The organism is Streptomyces sp. NPDC059037 (genome assembly GCF_042740015.1).
Taxonomy (GTDB): Bacteria; Actinomycetota; Actinomycetes; order Streptomycetales; family Streptomycetaceae; genus Streptomyces.
In genome coordinates, this window is the sequence record NZ_JBHYIG010000188.1 from 1 (window position 1) to 19566 (window position 19566).

At 71.1% G+C, this 19566-nt stretch carries 13 protein-coding genes; all 13 read left to right on the plus strand.

The genetic code is table 11. The features are described 5' to 3' along the window. Window positions 1-344 precede the first annotated feature (344 nt). The 13 genes from kdpF to ACFWY6_RS30790 all read left to right on the plus strand — a co-directional run bounded on the left by kdpF (window position 345) and on the right by ACFWY6_RS30790 (window position 19419). Window positions 345-434 (plus strand): K(+)-transporting ATPase subunit F, encoded by a 90-nt coding sequence (gene kdpF / locus ACFWY6_RS30730; RefSeq protein ID WP_033264828.1) that lies wholly within the window; start codon window positions 345-347, stop codon window positions 432-434. Between the two features lie 8 nt (window positions 435-442). After that, window positions 443-2107, plus strand: a complete 1665-nt coding sequence (gene kdpA, locus ACFWY6_RS30735; protein ID WP_384697159.1) for a potassium-transporting ATPase subunit KdpA — start codon at window positions 443-445, stop codon at window positions 2105-2107. Then, window positions 2104-4254, plus strand: a complete 2151-nt coding sequence (gene kdpB, locus ACFWY6_RS30740; protein WP_384697162.1) for a potassium-transporting ATPase subunit KdpB — start codon at window positions 2104-2106, stop codon at window positions 4252-4254. The genes kdpA and kdpB overlap by 4 nt, the downstream gene beginning before the upstream one ends. Before the next feature lie 5 nt (window positions 4255-4259). Further along, the gene (locus ACFWY6_RS30745; RefSeq protein ID WP_384697183.1) at window positions 4260-4931 is read left to right on the plus strand and encodes a potassium-transporting ATPase subunit C; all 672 of its coding nucleotides are present in this window, start codon (window positions 4260-4262) and stop codon (window positions 4929-4931) included. A 110-nt stretch (window positions 4932-5041) separates the two neighbouring features. Continuing rightward, entirely contained in the window at window positions 5042-8446 is a 3405-nt protein-coding gene (locus ACFWY6_RS30750) for an FtsX-like permease family protein (RefSeq protein ID WP_384697165.1), read from the plus strand. 608 nt (window positions 8447-9054) lie between these two features. Further along, complete coding sequence (locus ACFWY6_RS30755; protein WP_384697168.1) at window positions 9055-11811, plus strand: hypothetical protein; 2757 nt, start codon at window positions 9055-9057, stop codon at window positions 11809-11811. Continuing rightward, window positions 11804-12706, plus strand: coding sequence for an ABC transporter ATP-binding protein (locus tag ACFWY6_RS30760; protein WP_384697171.1), 903 nt, complete (start codon window positions 11804-11806; stop codon window positions 12704-12706). Before ACFWY6_RS30755 ends, ACFWY6_RS30760 begins: the two co-directional genes overlap by 8 nt. A gap of 91 nt (window positions 12707-12797) precedes the next feature. Then, window positions 12798-14024: an alginate lyase family protein gene (locus ACFWY6_RS30765; protein ID WP_384697173.1), complete on the plus strand. Its 1227-nt coding sequence runs from the start codon at window positions 12798-12800 to the stop codon at window positions 14022-14024. A gap of 75 nt (window positions 14025-14099) precedes the next feature. Continuing rightward, on the plus strand, window positions 14100-14780 hold the full coding sequence (locus ACFWY6_RS30770) for an ABC transporter ATP-binding protein (protein WP_384697176.1): 681 nt from the start codon (window positions 14100-14102) through the stop codon (window positions 14778-14780). Between the two features lie 141 nt (window positions 14781-14921). Beyond that, entirely contained in the window at window positions 14922-17465 is a 2544-nt protein-coding gene (locus tag ACFWY6_RS30775; protein WP_384697178.1) for an ATP-binding protein, read from the plus strand. A gap of 44 nt (window positions 17466-17509) precedes the next feature. Further along, the gene (locus ACFWY6_RS30780) at window positions 17510-18193 is read left to right on the plus strand and encodes a response regulator (RefSeq protein WP_361816881.1); all 684 of its coding nucleotides are present in this window, start codon (window positions 17510-17512) and stop codon (window positions 18191-18193) included. An 89-nt stretch (window positions 18194-18282) separates the two neighbouring features. After that, a complete protein-coding gene (locus ACFWY6_RS30785; RefSeq protein ID WP_135334630.1) occupies window positions 18283-18681 on the plus strand; it encodes an OB-fold nucleic acid binding domain-containing protein in 399 nt (132 codons plus the stop codon). Between the two features lie 3 nt (window positions 18682-18684). Beyond that, the gene (locus tag ACFWY6_RS30790) at window positions 18685-19419 is read left to right on the plus strand and encodes a DUF3159 domain-containing protein (RefSeq protein WP_384697180.1); all 735 of its coding nucleotides are present in this window, start codon (window positions 18685-18687) and stop codon (window positions 19417-19419) included. Window positions 19420-19566 lie beyond the last annotated feature (147 nt).

Consider the following 19566-nt stretch of genomic DNA (forward strand, 5'->3'; position numbering starts at 1 on the left):
TCCCCCCGGGGGGCCGGCGCCCCGCCGGGGGGGGGCCTGTGGCCCCGGCGACATGGGGCGCCCGCGGGGGCCCCCCCCCTCCCGGGGGGGGGGCCCCCCCCCGGCGTTTTCGCAGGCGGGAGGGGGCGTGGCGGAGAGAGCCGTAAGAGAGTCGTCAATGGAGCGCCAAGGGCCGTAAGGGAGGCGTCAACGGCGGTCGAATCCGGCCAGGGAGGGGGTTTGCTCAAGAGGTCAGGAAACCCGAATCTCTCCTAGGAGCACACGATGGCCGACGTGGCCTTCGTCGTCACCACGATCGCGGTGTTCGCGCTGGTGGCCTTTGTCGCCAAGGGGGTGGCGAAGCTGTGACTGCCGAGAACATCGTCGGTCTTGTCGTGGCCGTCGCTCTGCTGGGCTATCTCGTTCTCGCTCTTGTGTTCCCGGAGAGGTTCTGAGTACGGATATGAGCCCTGTTCTTTCCGGTGTGCTCCAGCTGCTCGCGCTGATAGTGGCGCTGGGCCTTGCATACCGTCCGCTCGGCGATTACATGGCCAAGGTCTACGGCTCGAAGAAGCATCTTCGTGGCGAGAAGTGGATCTACAAGGCCATCGGCGCCAACCCCGACACGGAGATGCGCTGGCCCGCGTATCTGCGCGGCGTACTCGCCTTCTCCGCGGTCGGTGTGCTCTTCCTCTATCTGCTGCAGCGCCTGCAGGGTTCGCTGCCCGGATCGCTCGGCTTCAAGTCGATCGATCCGGACCAGGCGTTCAACACCGCCGCCTCCTTCGTCGCGAACACCAACTGGCAGTCGTACTCCGGCGAACAGGCCATGGGCCACGTCGTGCAGACCGGTGGCCTCGCGGTGCAGAACTTCGTGTCGGCCGCCGTGGGCATCGCGGTCGCCGTCGCGCTGGTGCGGGGCTTCGCCCGTTCCCGTACGGGGGAGTTGGGCAACTTCTGGGCCGACCTGGTGCGCGGTGTCGTACGCATTCTGATCCCGATCTCGGTGATCGGCGCGATCGTGCTGGTGGCCTGTGGCGCGATCCAGAACTTCTCCGGCATTCATGAGGTCGGGCAGTTCATGGGCGGCAGCCGGGAATGGAACGGCGGGGCGGTGGCCTCGCAGGAGGTCATCAAGGAGCTGGGCACCAACGGTGGCGGTTACTTCAACGCCAACTCGGCCCATCCCTTTGAGAATCCCAACGCCTTCTCGAACCTCTTCGAGGTGTTCTTGATCCTGGTGATCCCCTTCGCGTTGACGCGGACCTTCGGCAGGATGGTCGGCAGCGTGAAGCAGGGATACGCGATTCTCGCCACGATGGCGACGATCTGGATCGGTTTCACCGCGTTGATGATGTGGACCGAATTCCACCACGGCGGACCGGCGTTCGATGTCGCGGGCGGGGCCCTGGAGGGCAAGGAGACGCGGTTCGGGATCGGCGGCTCGGCGATCTTCTCGGTGGCCACGACGCTGACCTCGACGGGCGCGGTCAACTCCTTCCACTCGTCGAACACAGGTTTCGGTGGCGGACTGGATCTGCTGGGCATGCAGTTGGGCGAGATCGCGCCCGGCGGTACGGGTTCTGGTCTCTACGGCATGCTGATCATGGCGATCATCGCGGTGTTCATCGCGGGTCTGATGGTCGGGCGTACGCCGGAGTACCTGGGCAAGAAGATCGGCACCCGCGAGATCAAGCTGGCGGCCTGCTACATCCTGATCACGCCCGCTCTGGTGCTCGGGTTCACGGCGGTGTCGATGGCGCTGCCGACGCCGAAGGACTCGATGCTGAACTCCGGGGCGCACGGTTTCTCGGAGATTCTGTACGCGTTCACGTCCGGGGCGAACAACAACGGTTCGGCCTTCGCGGGTCTGAGCGCGGACACCGACTGGTTCAACACCACGATCGGGCTTGCGATGCTGCTCGGCCGGTTCCTGCCGATGGTGTTCGTGCTCGCCCTTGCGGGTTCGCTGGCCGAGCAGAAGCCGGTTCCGGAGACGGCGGGCACGCTGCGTACCGAAAAGCCGCTGTTCACCGGGTTGTTGGTCGGCACCATCATGATCATCACCGGTCTGACCTACTTCCCCGCACTGGCCCTTGGGCCATTGGCCGAGGGGCTCGCGTCATGACCACCGACATAGAGAAGCAAGAGGAGCCCGGCTCCATGTCCACCGCCACTCCCACCCGTGCACCGCACCAGGATCTGCCCGGCGGGCACAAGGACGGCGGCGGCCGGGTCGGCGGGGGTCTGTTCGACCCCAAGCAGCTGCTGAAGTCCTTCCCGGACGCGATGAAGAAGCTCGACCCGCGGGTGATGGTCAAGTCGCCCGTCATGTTCGTCGTCCTGATCGGCTCGGTGATCACCACCGTGCTCGCGGTCAAGGACCCGGGCGACTGGTTCGGCTGGGCGATCGCGGTGTGGCTGTGGCTGACCACGATCTTCGCCAATCTGGCGGAGGCGGTGGCCGAGGGCCGCGGCAAGGCGCAGGCCGACACCCTGCGCAAGGCCAAGACCGACACCGTCGCGCGCCGTTTGAACGGCGGCATCGAAGAGTCGGTGCCGGGCACGGAACTGCGCATCGGCGATCTGGTCGTCTGTGAGGCGGGCGATGTGATCCCCGGCGACGGTGACGTCGTCGAGGGCGTCGCGAGCGTCGACGAGTCGGCGATCACCGGTGAATCGGCCCCGGTCATCCGGGAGTCGGGCGGTGACCGGTCCGCCGTCACGGGCGGCACGAAGGTGCTCTCGGACCGCATCGTCATCAAGATCACGACGAAGCCCGGCGAGACGTTCATCGACCGCATGATCAACCTGGTCGAGGGCGCCGCCCGGCAGAAGACGCCCAACGAGATCGCGCTGAACATCCTTCTCGCGTCCCTCACCATCGTCTTCCTGCTCGCCGTCGTGACGCTCCAGCCGTTCGCCGTGTACGCCGGTGCCGAGCAGTCCATGATCGTGCTGGCCGCGCTCCTGGTGTGCCTCATTCCGACGACGATCGGTGCGCTGCTCTCGGCGATCGGTATCGCCGGCATGGACCGCCTGGTCCAGCGCAATGTCCTTGCCATGTCCGGCAGGGCGGTCGAGGCCGCCGGTGACGTCTCGACGCTGCTCCTGGACAAGACCGGCACCATCACGCTGGGCAACCGGCAGGCGTCCGAGTTCGTGCCGGTGCGCGGCACCACGGCCGCCGAGCTCGCGGACGCCGCCCAGCTCTCGTCGCTGGCCGACGAGACGCCCGAGGGCCGCTCCATCGTCGTACTGGCGAAGGAGAAGTACGGGCTTCGCGAGCGGCACCAGGGTGAGTTGGAGGGGGCCGAGTGGGTCGCCTTCACCGCGCAGACCCGGATGTCCGGTGTGGACCTCGTCGAGAACGGGGCCGGGCGCAAGGTCCGCAAGGGCGCGACCGGTTCGGTCGTCGCCTGGGTCACCGAGAACGGCGGCACCGTCTCCGACGACGCCCAGGAGCTGACCGACTCGATCTCGCAGGCCGGTGGCACGCCGCTCCTGGTCGCCGCCAAGGACGAGAAGGGGGCGCGGGTTCTTGGTGTCATCCACCTGAAGGATGTCGTCAAGGAGGGCATGCGGGAGCGGTTCGACGAGCTGCGCCGGATGGGCATCAAGACGGTCATGATCACGGGTGACAACCCGCTGACCGCCAAGGCGATCGCGGACGAGGCGGGTGTGGACGACTTCCTCGCCGAGGCCACGCCCGAGGACAAGATGGCGCTGATCAAGCGTGAGCAGGCCGGTGGCAAGCTCGTCGCGATGACCGGTGACGGCACCAACGACGCGCCCGCGCTCGCGCAGGCCGACGTGGGTGTGGCGATGAACACCGGGACCTCGGCCGCCAAGGAGGCCGGGAACATGGTGGACCTGGACTCCAACCCCACCAAGCTCATCGAGATCGTGGAGATCGGCAAGCAACTGCTGATCACCCGGGGCGCGTTGACGACGTTCTCGATCGCCAACGACGTCGCGAAGTACTTCGCGATCATCCCGGCCATGTTCGCCGTGGTCTATCCGGGCCTGGACAAGCTCAACATCATGAACCTGTCCTCTCCGGAGTCGGCCATCCTGTCGGCCGTCATCTTCAACGCGCTGATCATCATCGCGCTTGTGCCGCTGGCCCTGAAGGGCGTGCGGTACCGGCCGATGAGCGCGGACAAGATGCTGCGGCGCAACCTCGGCATCTATGGGCTCGGCGGTCTCATCGCCCCGTTCATCGGCATCAAGATCATTGACCTGATCATTTCTCTCATCCCCGGAATCGGTTGATGGCTATGAACAACTCGGTAGGAAATACGGGCCGGTTGCTGTGGGCGGGCCTGCGGGCCCTGCTCGTCCTGACCGTGATCTGCGGCGTCATCTACCCGCTCGCCGTCACCGGGATCGCCCAGGCCCTGTTCAACGACAAGGCCAACGGCTCGGAGATCAAGAGCGGGGGCAAGGCCGTCGGCTCCGAACTCATTGGGCAGCGTTACGACTTGCCCCTGAAGAAGGGTCAGGAGACGGCCGAGCCCGACCTCAAGTGGTTCCAGCCGCGGCCCTCCAACGGCCTGGGCGAGAACAGCGTCAACACGCAGTACCAGCTGATCCTGTCCGGTGCCACCAACCTCGCCGGTGACAACAAGGACCTGATCAAGCAGGTGAAGGACGCGCAGGCGGCCGTCGTCAAGGACAACTCCACGGCCGGCTTCAAGGTCAAGCCATCGGATGTGCCGGCCGAGGCCGTCACCTCGTCCGGCTCGGGTCTGGACCCGCACATCTCCCCGGACTACGCCGACCTCCAGGTGCACCGCATCGCGGAGAAGAACCACCTGGGCGTCGCGCAGGTCCAGAAGCTGGTCGACGAGCATGTCGACGGGCGGATCCTCGGCTTCATGGGCGAGCCGCGGGTCAACGTCCTCCAACTCAACATCGCGCTCAAGGAGCTTGTCGCCGACAAGAACTGACGTCGGTTCAACTCCCTTGTGGCTCGCGGCGATCCGGTCTGTCCGGACCGTTGCGGGCCACATTTGCGTACGTCCATACTGTGCCGGTCACGCGGGGGGAGACCGGTGTGGTGAGTGGACGGCGCGTGCCCGCGGCGGTGCGGAGAGGCCGGTATCACGGGATGGTGCTCGGGGCCGCCGGTCTTGCCGTCCTCCTTGCTGCCACGGTGCTCGCCGCGCTCGCCGCGTTGACCGAGAAGGCGGTCGAGGGCGGGGTGCGGCAGCGGCTCGCCGCGGACCGGGAGGCCGTCGTCGAGGTGGCGGGGCGTTACCGGTCGGATCATGTGCGGCAGTGGGACGCGGACGTGCGGGCCGCGGTCGGGCGCACCTATGGCGACGTACCTCATCGGACCCGTCTCGCGCTGCGGGCGCCCGCGGCGCGCAACGACGAGCTCGCCGTGACCGAGGCCGCGGGGCGCCGCCGCGAGGACGCCACGGTGTCCGTGGTCGCGCTGGAAGGGGCGCGGCGCCATGCCGACCTGGTGGCGGGGCGGTGGCCGCGGGGCGGCTCTGCGGGCTCGTCGGGCTCCGCAGGTTCCTCGGGCTCCTCGGGCTCTGCGGGCTCTGCGGGCTCGTCGGGCTCCGCGGGCTCGTCGGGCTCCGCGGGCTCCTCGGGCTCCGCGGGCCCCGCGGGCTCCTCGGGCACCTCGGGCACCTCGGGCACCTCAGGTTCTGGCCCTGAGGTCATGGAGACCGTCCTGACCAAGGCGTTCGCGGCCGAGCTCGCGGTGCGGACCGGTGACGAGCTGCGCGTGAGCGGCGCCGGTGGGCGGCCGGTGCGGATGCGGGTGGTCGGGCTCTACGCGAGCGAGGGGCACGGGCCCGCGCTGTGGGCCGGCCTGAGCAGCACGTTCGGGACGGCCGACTCCATCGCCCTGGTGCCGCGCGGTGCGTTCACGGCGCGGCCGGCGCTCGCGAAGGACGCCTCGGCGCTGTGGCTGGGCGTGCCCGATGTGCGGGGGCTGCGGCTCGGTGACATCGACCCCTTGGGGGAGCGCGCCCGGAAGTTCGGCGGCAGCGATGCCTCCCTGTCGGTGCTGCGGGGGAAGGGGGCCGCGACCGATCTGACCGTGTCGGCGGGGCTGCGCAGGGCCGTGGACCGGCTGACGACGCCCATCGCCGTGGCCCGCGCCGGGCTTTACGTCCCGGCCACGCTCCTTGCAGCCCTCGCGGTCGCGGCCCTCGTGCTCACCGGGCGCCAGCTCTCCGAACACCGGCGCCCGGAGCTTGCGTTGCTCGCCGCAAGGGGCGCGGGAACGCGGCGGCTCGTGGTGTCGGCCGGAGTGCAGTGGGCGGCGATCGCCCTGCCGATGGGGGTCGCCGCGCCCTTCATCGCCGGGCCGCTGCTGCGGCTGCTCGCAGTGGCCGGGCTGCTGGACGGTGACGTACCGGACACGGCCGCGATCACCGCCGGATGGGTGGCCGCCGGGCTCGCCGTCCTGGTGCACGGGGCCGCGGTGCTGCTGCCCACGGCGCGGGCGGTGCGGGACCGGCGGGCGGTGAGCCGGCTCCGGCTGCGGGTGGGGAGGTTCGCGGGGGTGCAGCGGGTCGGGGCCGATGTCGGGCTTGGGGCGGTGGCGGTCCTCGGGTGGCTGCAGCTGCGGCAGTACCGGTCGCCGGTGACCGGCGGCAGCGTCGACCCGGTGCTCGTCTTCGCGCCCGTGGTGATGACCACCGCGGCCGCGCTCCTCGTGCTGCGGCTGCTGCCCCTGCTCACCCGGGCCATCGACCCGCTGGCCCGGCGTGGCAAGGGACTTGTGCTGCCGCTCGGCGGGTGGCAGATCGGCCGGCGGGCCGCCCGGCACGCGGGGCCCGCCCTGGTGGTGACGCTGGCCCTGGCCGTCGCGGGGCTGAGCAGCACCGCCTTGGCCGTTCTCGACCGGGGGGACCAGGACCAGGCCGCCTTCCAGGTGGGCGCCGATCTGCGGATCGAGCCGGGCGATGGCGTGCCGTCCGGGGAGCGGCGCGTGACGTACGGCGCGCTGCCCGGGGTCAGCGCGGTCACTCCCGTGGTGACCACGGAGGGCTATGTCGGACAGGACGCGGTGGCCGTCACGGGGATCAACACCGGGCGTGGTCCGGTGCCTTCGCTGCGGGGCGATCTCGCGGACCGGCCGCTGCGGGAGCTTGTCGCGCCGCTGGGGAAGGGGATTCCGTCGCATGGGCTGCCGGTTGCCCGTTCCGAGGGCCGGCTCCCGCTCCGGGTGGGGCTTTCGGCCGATGGGCCCGGTCGCGCCGTGCCCGTCCGGCTCACCGTCTTCTTCGAGGACGACGACGGTCTCGTCCACTCAAGTGCCGCTCTTCTTAAAGAAGGTGGCTCCAGGACGCTTCCTTTGAAGGTGCCGATCCGTGGTGGCGGCGTACGGATCCTGCAGATCGACCTGAGCATGGTGGGCGAGACGGTACGGCGCACCTACCGGCTCCGCGTCGACCGGGTGCCCGGTCTCACCCGGGCGGCTCGCTGGCACGACCTGCGTGCGGACGCGCCCGACCGGTACGGGGCGGGGTGTCCCGGGGTCGAGAAGCCGCGCGGGGTGGTGGGCGAGGCGCCGGGCCCGGTCCTCTGCGCGGACCGGGCAGGCGAGGGGGCCGGCGTGCTGCTCGACGCGGTGCTCCGAGGGCCCGACACGCGGCTCAAGTACCCGACGTGGGGCGTCCGCCTCGGCACCGACAGCGCCAAGGGGCGCCCTGCCGCGCCCGCGCTCGCCGATCGTGCGCTGCTCGACTCCGGGGCGATGCGGGTCGGGGACACGGTGACGGTGCGGCGGAGCACGGGCGGCGATGCGCGGCTGAAGATCGTCGGGCGGATCGCGGCGGTGCCGGGCCTCGCGCGCGACCGGCCCCGGCTGCTCGCCGACTCGCGGGCCATGGCCGCCCAGTTGGTGCTCAGCGGGGCGCTGCCGGGGCCGGAGAGCATGTGGTGGGCGGGGGCGGAGCGGGGCGACGCCACTGCCGCGTGGGAGGCGGTGCGGGACGGGCCGCGCCTCGGCACGGCCGTGGACGTGCCCCACGCGCGCGTGGAGCTCGCCGAGGACCCCTTGCGGCGTGGGGCGCGGGCGGGGCTCGTGCTGTGCCTCGCGCTGGCGCCGGCGTTCGCCGTGATCGCCTTCACCCTGCACACGGTGCTCTCGGCGCGGGCCAGAGGCCGGGAGTTCGCGTTGCTGAGGGCCTTGGGCGTACGTCGGGGCCAGCTCGCCGCATACCTCTGGACGGAGCAACTGACGCTGGCCGGCGCGGCAGCGATCCTGGGCACGGCTCTCGGAGCGGGCCTAGCCGCGCTGATCATGCCGGTGGTGACGGTGGACGCGGAGGGCGCCCCGGTCTTCCCCGGCCTGCTCACGGAGGTTCCGTGGGGCCGGGTCGGCCTGGCGGCGGCGGGCGTGACGGCGGTGATCTGCGCGGTGGTGAGCGGGGCGGCGCGGGTGGTGGCACGGGTGGATCTGGGGCGGGTGCTGCGGGCGGGGGAGGACGTGTGAAGGGCGGCTGGGGTGGGGGAGTTGGGGCTGTTCGGGTGTCTTGCGGTGGTTGTGGCTGTGCTCGGCGGGGGGCGTGTGCGGGGTGGTGTGGGTGGTGGCGCGGGTGATTTGGGCTGGGTGTTGCGGGCGCGGGAGGACGTGGGAAGGGCCGGGGCGCGGGGAGCTGGGGCGGAGTGCCGGTGGGCGCGGACTGGGCGTGGTGGCGTGTGAAGCGGCTGGTGCAGGGGGAGTTGGGGCAGTTCGGACGTCTTGCGGTGGTGGTGGCCGTGCTTGGCGGGGTCGTGGTGGCCGGGCGCGGGATGTTTGAGGGGGCGTCCGGGGGTGTGTTGGTGTCGCGTGGGCGGTGCTGGTGGGTGCCAACAGGGCGCGGTGGCGTATGAAGCGGCTGGTGCAGGGGGAGCTGACGCTGCTCGGGTGCCTCGCGGTGGTTGTGGCTGTGCCCGGTGGGGTCGTTGTGGCTGGGGCGGGCGTGCTTGAGCGGTTGTCCGGGGGGTGTGTTGGCGTCGCGCGGGTGGTGTCGGCGGGTGCGTGGTGGCGTGTGAGGCGGCGGGTGCCAACTGGGTGTGGTGGCGTATGAAGCGGCGGGTGCCAACTGGGCGTGGTGGCGTATGAGGCGGCTGGTGCAGGGGGAGTTCGCGCTGCTCGGGTGTCTTGCGGTGCTTGTGGCTGTGCTCAGTGGGGTCGTTGTGGCCGGGCCGGGGGTGCTTGAGCGGTCCTCCGGGGATGCCTTGGCGGTGCGGCTTGAGCAGGAGCAGCGGGACGCGCCCGGGATCACGCACCGGATGCGGTTCGATCCGGAGGTGGAGCGGCCCGGTGAGAAGAGTGCGCTGGGTGCTGATCTCGGGCGGTTCTCGACCCTCATCGAGAATGCCGCTCCCGCCGCCCTGCGGGGTGACCTCGTCCGCGACTCCACCCGGATCGCGCTGCCCGGTGTGCGGACCGGCGACGGGACCACTCTGTCGTTGCTGTACGCCTCCGACGCGCCGCCCGCTGCCGCCTATGCCGCAGGGCGGCCCCCACGCGCGCGTGGCGGCGTGGTCGAGATCGCCGTCTCCACCCGTACCCGTGACGCGCTGAAGCTGCGGCTCGGGCAGGAACTCCGGCTCGGGCCCGGCGCGTTGGAGAACGTGGACGCACCGGCCCGGGTGGTCGGGTTCTTCGCCGCCGAAGACGGGCGGCGGCTCTGGCGCGAGCAGCCGCTGCTCGCGCGTACGGCACGGGATCCGCGCGGCGGGGCGGACGACACGGTGCGGTATGCCGGCGCCCTCATCGCGCCCCGCGGCGTCGAAGTGCTGCAGAACCAGTCGCGCGCCGAGCTCACCGTGGTCTGGGGCATGCGGCTCGACCTCGGCGCGGACGCCGCGCGCTTCGTCGGTGATCAGGGGCAGCGCGACTTCGAACGCCTCATGTTCCGCTATCCGGAGTCCGTGCAGGGCGTCACCTGTGACTTCGGGACGTACGGCGGCATGGCCTGCGCCCTCGGCTCGCATCCGGCCACCGAGGTGGAGACCGCGACCCAACTGCCGGACACCCTGGACGAGTTCCAGCGGCAGTGGCGGCAGGGGAGCGTCGTGATCTCCTTCGCACTCGCCTCGGTGACAGCGGTGGGCCTTGCCGCCGTCGTGGTCGCCTCGCTGCTCTTCGTACGCCGTCGGCTTGACGTTCACCGTCTGCAACGCGCGCGTGGAGCGTCGGCCTCGGGGATCGCCCTGGGGCGCGCGCTGTGGACCGCACCGGCCGTGGTCCTGGGGTTCGTGGCCGGCTGCGCGGGCGCCTCGCTGCCGCCGGGTGCGGCGTCCCCGTCGGCTGCGGCGTCCACTGCGTCCGCGTCGGCTGCGTACGGGCGTGGGGCGCTAGTCGCCCTGTGCGCCTGGCTGTTGCTGCCCCTGCTCACCTGGTGGGCCGTGCGGGACCGGGCCCTCCTTCGGGACAGGGGATCCGGCGGCGGCCGCCGTGCCGTCGCCGAGGCAGGTGTGCTGGTGGTCGCGGCGGGGGGTGTCCTCGCCCTGCGGGCCCGTGGCACCACGGGCGGCTCGGGAGACGATCCGCTGCTGGCCGCCGTGCCCGTGCTGCTCGGGCTCGCCACGGTGGTGGTGCTCGTGCGCCTCTATCCCCTGCCGGTACGCCTTGTCGCGCGCTGGTCGGCCCGGTGGCGCGGAGCCGTGGTCCTCATCGCGCTGTCCCGTGCCGCCAAGGAGGCCCCCGCCCGGGCGCTCGCGCTGCTCGTCCTGGTGGTGACGCTCGCCGGTGCCGTGTTCGGCGGTCTGGTCACCGGGACGCTGACGGAGGGGCGGCGGGACGCGGCCGCCTGGCGGGTGGGTGCCGATGCCTCCTTCCTGGGGGCCGGGCGTGACCCCGAGACCGCGGAGCGCCTGGCACGCGCGCGTGGGGTGCGGGAGACGGTGACGGTGCGGCAGCTGCGGGTCGACCCGATGAGCGGGACGGACGGCGGGCGGTACGGGATCGCCGGCCTGATCGGCGTCGACGGCATGAAACTGCGCTCAGCGGCGGGGAGTTCACCGGCGGCCCGCGCGCTCATCGGCGCGGGCATCAGCGGGGGCGGTGACAGCCGTGACATCCGGGTGCTCGCCGACGCCGCCGACGCGGGCGACGCGCTCACCATCACCGTGCACGGCAAGGAACGGCGCCTGCGCGTCGTGGGCCCCCTGCCCGACGCGGTGAAGAGCGACCCCGCCCTCGGCCCCGTACGCGACGGCACCGAGGGCAGAGAACGTCTCCTGCTCGCCGACAACCGGGACCTGGAGGCCTTCGAAGCGAGCGAGTTCGAGGAGTCCGCCCTGCTCCTGTACGGGCCGCGCCTGGACCCGGACCGGCTGCGTTCCGTCGTCCCGCGCAGCGCACCGGGCATCGGCGTCGGAGAGCTGCGGATCCGTGCCGAGGAGCAGGCCGAGGCCGACGAGGACGGCCTGATCGCGGCGGTGACCGCCGCGCACACCGCGTGCACCGCCGTGGCCGTGCTCCTCGCGCTGCTCGCTCTCGTACTCGAACTCCTGCTGTCCGCCCCCGCACGCGGCAGCACCGCCGCCCGGCTGCGCACACTCGGCCTGGGCGGCCGTGCCGTCGCCGGACTGCATCTGCTCCAGCTCCTTCCGCTGGTCCTCGCGGCCGTGGCGGGCGGTGTCACGCTCGGTCTCACCCTGCCCGAGCTGCTCGGACCCGCCCTCGACCTGCGGGAGTTCACCGGCGGGCCCGCCGCGCCCGCCCTGCGGACCGACGCGCTGTTCACCGCGGTGCCGGCCGCCGGGGCCATCGCCCTGGTGGCGGCCGCGGTGGGCGTGGAGACATGGCTCGGACGGCGACGGGGCCTCGGCGCCGTCCTGCGACTGGGGAGGAACGATGACTGAACTCGCCGACCTGGAGGCACGGGCGACCGCCGCGCGCCGCCCCACCGGTGACGAGGGTCTGGTCGTCTGCGACAACCTCGTACGCGTCTATCGCACCGACGCGGTGGAGGTGCAGGCGCTCCAGGGGCTCGACCTGGTGGTCGGGGAAGGGGAGTGCCTGGCCCTCGTGGGCGCATCGGGCTCCGGCAAGTCCACCCTTCTGTCGATCCTCTCGGGGCTCGATCTGCCGACCGCGGGACGGGCGAGCGTCGCGGGCCACGACCTGCTCGCCATGGGGCGCCGTGAACGCCTCGGCTATCGCAGGAAGACCGTCGGCTTCGTCTGGCAGCAGACCGGGCGCAACCTGCTGCCGTACCTCACCGCCCTGGAGAACGTCGCGCTGCCGATGAAGTACGCGCGCGTGCCCCGTCGCGAGCGGGCGGCGCGGGCCGCCGAACTGCTCGGTGTGCTCGGCGTCGCGCACTGCCGCGACCGGCGCCCCGCCGAGCTGTCCGGCGGCGAGCAGCAGCGGATCGCCGTCGCGGTCGCCACCGCCAACGCGCCGCGCGTCCTGCTGGCCGACGAGCCCACCGGAGAGCTGGACACGGCCAGCGGCGAGGAGGTGTTCGCCGCGCTGCGCCGCGCCAACGAGGAGCTCGGCGCGACCGTCCTGGTCGTCACGCACGACCCGCTGGTGTCCGGGCAGGTCCGCCGCACCGTGCGCATCCGGGACGGGCGTACGTCTACGGAGACGCTGCGTGAACAGGGCGGCGCGGGGGAGGAGTTCACGGTTCTGGACCGGGCGGGGCGATTGCAGCTGCCGCGCGAGTACGTCGAGCGCTATGGGCTGCGCGGACGGGTGCGGCTCACGGAGGAGACGGACCACATCGGGGTCTGGGGTGACTTCACGCCTTGACGGAAGGCTGGTCCGTACCTATGGTCACGGGCCAACACGCGTGTTCAGAAAGGCACTTGAAGTTCACATACGAGAATGGATGGCCCTTCGCATGGCCGACACCCCCACACCCGTGCGTCACCGCCGCAGACGTCGCACCACCGTCCTCGCGACCGTCGCCTCCGTAGTGACCGCCTTGGTCGCCACCGCCCTCGCCTGGCCCGGCGCCGAGCGCGCCGACGCCGCGCCCAGCACCTTCGCCCACCCCGGAGTCACCGTCTCCCGCGGCCAGTTGGACTTCACCAGGGAGAAGGTCAACGCGGGCGCCCAGCCCTGGAAGGGCGCCTACGACCAGATGATGGGGAGCAAGTACGCCTCCCTGTCGCGCACGCCCAAGCCCCGCGCGGTCGTCGAGTGCGGCTCCTACTCGGACCCCAACCACGGCTGCACCGACGAGCGCGAGGACGCGACAGCCGCGTACACCACCGCTCTCGCCTGGTACATCACCCGCGACGAGCGCTACGCGAAGAAGTCCATCGAGCTGATGGACGCCTGGTCCGGCACCATCAAGGACCACACCAACAGCAACGCGCCGCTGCAGACCGGCTGGGCCGGTTCGTCCTGGCCCAGGGCCGCCGAGATCATCAAGCACACGTACACCGGAGGCTGGGGCAACTCGGGCCGCTTCGCGACGATGCTGCGCAACGTCTACCTGCCCGAGATCATCAACGGCTCCAACTCCAACGGGAACTGGGAGCTGTCGATGATGGAGGCCGCCATCGGCATCTCCGTCTTCATCGAGGACAAGGGGTCGTACGACAAGGCGATGGCCAAGTTCCGTACGCGCACGGCCGCCTACGTCTATCTCGCCTCTGGCGGCGACCTGCCCAAGACCGTGCCCAGCCAGAACCTGGACACCCGCGCGAAGATCGTCAAGTACTGGCAGGGGCAGGGCACCTTCGTCACCGGTCTCACCCAGGAGACCTGCCGCGACTTCACGCACACCGGGTACGGGCTCTCGGCCATCTCGCACGTCGCCGAGACCAGCCGCATCCAGGGCGACGACCTCTACAAGACCGACGTGGGCGAGCGGCTGCGGCAGGGGCTCGGCTTCCAGGCCAAGTACGAGCTGGGCGAGGCACCGCCGAGCTGGCTCTGCGGGGGCTCGCTGGACCGGGGCCTCGGCCCCGTCACGGAGGTCGGCTACAACGCCCTGCACGGCCGCATGGGGCTGCCGATGACCAACACCCAGAAGCTCACGGAGCAGAAGCGCCCCGCGGGGTCCAACAACCTCTTCGTCGCCTGGGAGACCCTCACCCACGCGGACAACCCGAGCTGATCCGGACCTTGTTGGGCCGGGCGTACGGTGACCATACTGGCGCCCGGCCCAACAGGACCGTACGGGGGAGTGTGCATGACGCAGGACGCGGTCGTCGTCGAGGATCTGCATCGGTCGTACGGCACCGGAGCGGCCGCCGTACACGCCCTGCGCGGCGTCTCGTTCACCGTCCCGCGCGGCGAACTGGTCGCCCTGAAGGGCCGGTCGGGGTCCGGCAAGACCACGCTGCTCAACCTCGTCGGCGGGCTCGACACCCCGGACGCGGGGAAGATCACCGTCGAGGGTCTCGCACTCGCGGGCCTCGGCGAGGACGGGCTCCTGGAGCTGCGGCGCGACCGCGTCGGCTTCATCTTCCAGTCCTTCGGACTCATCCCGATCCTCAGCGCCGCCGAGAACGTCGGCGTGCCCCTGCGGCTCAAGAAGACCGATCCACGCGCGCGTGAAGAGCGCGTCGAGCTCCTGCTCGCCCTCGTCGGGCTCGCCGACCACGCAGGGCAGCGGCCGGGCGAGCTCTCCGGAGGGCAGCAGCAGCGCGTGGCGATCGCCCGCGCGCTCGCCAACAAGCCGTCCCTCCTGATCGCCGACGAACCCACCGGGCAGCTCGACGCGGAGACCGGTCTCGCCGTGATGGAGCTGCTGCGCGCCGTCGTCCGCAGCGAGGGCGTCACCGCCCTGGTCGCCACCCACGACACGGCGCTGCTCGACCTCGCCGACCGGGTCCTGGAACTGAGCGACGGCGAGATCGTGGAGCACTGACGACCGCCCAGCGGCTCCGACCGGGCCCCATCAGGGTTGCGTCAAGGAGCACCCGTCCGCGCACCCTCGTCCCTTTTGCGGGAATTGTTGGCCGTAAGGTCGACGCTGCGTACAGAGCGTTTTCGGGAAGACAATGGGGCCATGGCACGCGGCAAGCTTCGGATATACCTCGGTTCGGCACCGGGCGTCGGCAAGACGTACGCGATGCTCTCCGAGGCGCACCGCCGTATCGAGCGCGGCACCGACTGCGTCGTGGCCTTTGTGGAGCACCACAACCGGCCGCGCACCGAGGTGATGCTGCACGGCCTCGAACAGCTGCCCCGCAAGGAGCTGGAGTACCGCGGCACCCTCTTCACCGAGATGGACGTCGACGCCGTCCTGGAGCGGTCGCCCGCCGTCGCCCTGGTGGACGAACTCGCGCACACCAATGTGCCGGGATCGCGCAACGCCAAGCGCTGGCAGGACGTCGAGGAGCTGCTGTCGGCGGGCATCGATGTCGTATCGACGGTGAACATCCAGCACCTGGAGTCGCTGGGCGACGTCGTCGAGTCGATCACCGGCGTACGCCAGCGCGAGACCGTGCCGGACGAGGTGGTGCGCCGGGCCGACCAGATCGAACTGGTCGACATGTCGCCCCAGGCACTGCGTCGCCGCATGGCCCACGGCAACATCTACAAGCCCGACCGGATCGACGCCTCCCTCTCCAACTACTTCCGCCCCGGCAACCTCACCGCGCTGCGCGAACTCGCGCTCCTCTGGGTCGCCGACCGGGTCGACGAATACCTCCAGCAGTACCGGGGCGAGCACAACATCCGCTCCACCTGGCAGGCCCGCGAGCGCATCGTCGTCGGCCTCACCGGCGGCCCCGAGGGCCGCACGCTGATCCGCCGCGCGTCCCGCATGGCCGCCAAGGGCTCGGGCAGCGAGATCCTCGCCGTCTACATCGCCCGCAGCGACGGCCTGACCGCGGCGTCGCCCAAGGAGCTCGCGGTCCAGCGCACCCTCGTGGAGGACCTGGGCGGCACCTTCCACCACGTCATAGGCGACGACATACCGGACGCGCTCCTCGACTTCGCCCGCGGCGTCAACGCCACCCAGATCGTCCTCGGCTCCTCGCGCCGCAAGGCCTGGCAGTACGTCTTCGGCCCTGGCGTCGGCGCGACCGTGGCCCGCGACTCGGGCCCCGACCTGGACGTCCACATCGTCACGCACGACGAGGTCGCCAAGGGGCGCGGCCTTCCCGTGGCCCGCGGGGCACGGCTCGGCCGGTCCCGGATCATCTGGGGCTGGCTCGTGGGCATCGGCGGCCCCGCGCTCCTGACGCTGCTGCTCACCCACGTCGACGCCGACCTCGGCCTCGCCAACGACATGCTGCTGTTCCTGACGCTGACGGTGGCGGCGGCCCTGCTCGGCGGGATGCTGCCGGCCCTGGCGTCGGCGGCCTTCGGCTCGCTGCTCCTGAACTACTACTTCACGCCGCCGCTGCACCTGTGGACGATCTCCGACTCCAAGAACATCGTCGCGATCATCGTCTTCGTGAGCGTCGCGATCTCCGTCGCCTCCGTGGTGGACCTCGCCGCACGCCGCACCCACCAGGCCGCCAGGCTGCGCGCCGAGTCGGAGATACTCTCCTTCCTCGCCGGCAGCGTGCTGCGCGGCGAGACCTCCCTCGACGCCCTCCTGGAGCGGGTCCGCGAGACCTTCGGCATGGAGTCCGTGGCCCTTCTGGAGCGCGAGAGCGACGTCGCGCCGTGGACCTGCGCGGGCAGCGTGGGGCCGCAGCCGCTGGGCCGCCCCGAGGACGCGGACGTGGACATGCCCGTCGGCGACCACATGGCGCTCGCCCTCTCCGGCCGGGTGCTGCCCGCCGAGGACCGCCGGGTGCTCGCCGCGTTCGCCGCACAGGCCGCCGTCGTCCTGGACCGCCAGCGCCTGCAGTCCGAGGCCGACCAGGCCCGCACCCTCGCCGAGGGCAACCGCATCCGCACCGCGCTGCTCGCCGCCGTCAGCCATGACCTGCGTACGCCGCTCGCGGGCATCAAGGCCGCCGTCACCTCCCTGCGCTCCGACGACGTCTCCTGGTCCGAGGAGGACCAGGCCGAGCTCCTGGAGGGCATCGAGGACGGCGCCGACCGCCTGGACCACCTGGTGGGCAACCTCCTGGACATGTCGCGCCTGCAGACCGGCACCGTCACCCCGCTGATCCGCGAGATCGACCTGGACGAGGTCGTCCCGATGGCGCTCGGCGGCGTCCCCGACGGCAGCGCGGAGCTCGACATCCCCGAGACGCTGCCCATGGTCGCCGTCGACAAGGGGCTCCTGGAGCGCGCCGTGGCCAACATCGTCGAGAACGCCGTCAAGTACAGCCCCGACGCCGAACCGGTCCTGGTCTCCGCGAGCGCCCTCGGCGACCGCGTGGAGGTCCGCGTCGTCGACCGGGGTCCCGGCGTCCCGGATGCCGCCAAGGACCGCATCTTCGAGCCGTTCCAGCGCTACGGTGACGCTCCGCGCGGTGCGGGCGTCGGCCTGGGTCTCGCGGTCGCCCGCGGCTTCGTCGAGGCCATGAGCGGCACGCTCGAGGCCGAGGACACCCCGGGCGGCGGCCTCACCATGGTCCTCACCCTGCGGGCGGCGGCGGGGCGGCCGCCGGTCCGCCCGGATCTCTCCGCCCAGGTCACCTCGTGACCGCCACCATCGACAGGACCGATAAGCCCGAAAGGCAGGTACGCATGACCCGGGTGCTCGTGGTCGACGACGAGCCGCAGATCGTACGCGCCCTCGTGATCAACCTGAAGGCGCGCAAGTACGAGGTGGACGCCGCCCCGGACGGAGCAACCGCGCTCCAGCTCGCCGCCGCACGCCACCCCGACGTGATCGTGCTCGACCTCGGCCTGCCCGACATGGACGGCGTGGAGGTCATCCGGGGGCTGCGCGGCTGGACCCGCGTACCGATCCTGGTGCTCTCCGCACGGCACAGCTCGGACGAGAAGGTCGAGGCCCTCGACGCGGGCGCCGACGACTACGTGACCAAGCCCTTCGGCATGGACGAGCTCCTGGCCCGCCTGCGCGCCTCCATCCGCAGGGCCGAGCCGGTCGGGGCGGGCGAGGACGACGTGATGGTGGACACGGAGGACTTCACGGTCGACCTGGCCGCCAAGAAGGTCAACCGCGACGGCCGCGACGTACGCCTGACGCCCACCGAATGGCATCTGCTCGAGGTCCTGGTGCGCAACACCGGACGCCTGGTCAGCCAGAAGCAGCTGCTCCAGGAGGTGTGGGGCCCCTCGTACGGCACGGAGACGAACTACCTGCGCGTCTACATGGCCCAGCTGCGCCGCAAACTGGAGGCGGACCCCGCGCATCCGCGGCACTTCATCACCGAGCCGGGGATGGGTTACAGGTTCGAGCGGTGAGTCAAGGGTCGATCCGGGACTGAGCGGGCATAAGCACAGATGAGCGCACCCATTGCGGCGCTGTCGGCGACCCCCGGTACGCTTCCTGTATGAGTGCTGTTCCTGGTTCAGAGAAGCCGGCGGGCCGTTTCCGGCGCATGCTCGACCGGCTGTCCTCCTCCCAGGAGGACCTGGAGTCGGAAGAGCTGCGCGAGGACTCCGAGACGGCCGGATGCATCCGCATCGGAGACTGCCAGGACCGCCAGATAGTGACGGTTACTGGTACCTTGCGCACGGTCACGCTGCGGCCGCGTGCCGGGGTTCCGGCCCTGGAGGCCGAGCTCTTCGACGGCTCGGCGGCGCTGGACGTGGTGTGGCTCGGCAGGCGCTCCATCGTGGGGATAGAACCGGGGCGCAAGCTGATCGCGTCGGGCCGGATATCCATGAGCCGGGGCCGACGGGTGCTCTTCAACCCCAAGTACGAACTCAGACCCCTCGGACGGGAGTAGCCGGTGACGTCCCTCGACAAGTCGACGGACCAGGGAAGCACGGACCAGGACGCCGATTCCAGGGCCGTGACCGAGGCCGCGCTGTTCGAGGCCTTCGGTGGCGTGCGGGGCCTGGTGGAGACCGTTCTCCCCGGCCTGCTCTTCGTGACCATCTTCACGATCAACAAGGACCTGCACATGTCGGCCATCGCGGCCCTCGCGGTGTCCCTGGTGCTCGTGGCGGTCCGCCTGGTCATGAAGGACACCGTCAAGCACGCCTTCAGCGGCGTCTTCGGTGTCGCCTTTGGTGTGGTCTTCGCGATGATGACCGGCAACGCCAAGGACTTCTATCTGCCGGGCATGCTCTACACCCTGGGCCTCGCCCTCGCCTACATCATCACGGCCATCGCGGGTGTCCCGCTGATCGGCCTGATCCTCGGCCCGGTCTTCAAGGAGAACCTCTCCTGGCGGACCCGCAACCCCGGCCGCAAGAAGGCATACACAAAGGCCAGTTGGGCCTGGGGCCTGATCCTGCTCGCCAAGTGCGCGATCCTCTTCCCGCTCTACTGGTGGGCGGACACGACCCAGTTCGGCTGGGTCCTGATCGCCCTGAAGATCCCGCCGTTCCTGCTCGCGGTGTGGCTGACCTGGGTCTTCCTGGCGAAGGCACCGGCTCCGATCGATGTCTTCGCCGAGATGGAGGCGGAGGAGAAGGCAGAGAAGGAACGAAAAGCGGCGACGCGGGGGCAGGGCGCCTGAGCGGACGCGGTGCCGTGCCCCGAAGGGGCGCGGGGAACTGCGCGACCAGCCACGACGATCCCGCAGTCTCGCAGCGACAGATGTGGGGGGGGCGGGCGGGGCCCGCGGGGGCCGCGCGCCGCTCGAAACAACGCGCCCCGGAGAGGG

Coding starts and splice junctions, on each gene's coding strand:
- kdpA (WP_384697159.1), top strand. CDS start 443: ATGAGCCCTGTTCTTTCCGGTGTGCTCCAGCTGCTCGCGCTGATAGTG.
- kdpB (WP_384697162.1), top strand. CDS start 2,104: ATGACCACCGACATAGAGAAGCAAGAGGAGCCCGGCTCCATGTCCACC.
- ACFWY6_RS30745 (WP_384697183.1), top strand. CDS start 4,260: ATGAACAACTCGGTAGGAAATACGGGCCGGTTGCTGTGGGCGGGCCTG.
- ACFWY6_RS30755 (WP_384697168.1), top strand. CDS start 9,055: ATGAGGCGGCTGGTGCAGGGGGAGTTCGCGCTGCTCGGGTGTCTTGCG.
- ACFWY6_RS30760 (WP_384697171.1), top strand. CDS start 11,804: ATGACTGAACTCGCCGACCTGGAGGCACGGGCGACCGCCGCGCGCCGC.
- ACFWY6_RS30765 (WP_384697173.1), top strand. CDS start 12,798: ATGGCCGACACCCCCACACCCGTGCGTCACCGCCGCAGACGTCGCACC.
- ACFWY6_RS30770 (WP_384697176.1), top strand. CDS start 14,100: ATGACGCAGGACGCGGTCGTCGTCGAGGATCTGCATCGGTCGTACGGC.
- ACFWY6_RS30775 (WP_384697178.1), top strand. CDS start 14,922: ATGGCACGCGGCAAGCTTCGGATATACCTCGGTTCGGCACCGGGCGTC.
- ACFWY6_RS30780 (WP_361816881.1), top strand. CDS start 17,510: ATGACCCGGGTGCTCGTGGTCGACGACGAGCCGCAGATCGTACGCGCC.
- ACFWY6_RS30785 (WP_135334630.1), top strand. CDS start 18,283: ATGAGTGCTGTTCCTGGTTCAGAGAAGCCGGCGGGCCGTTTCCGGCGC.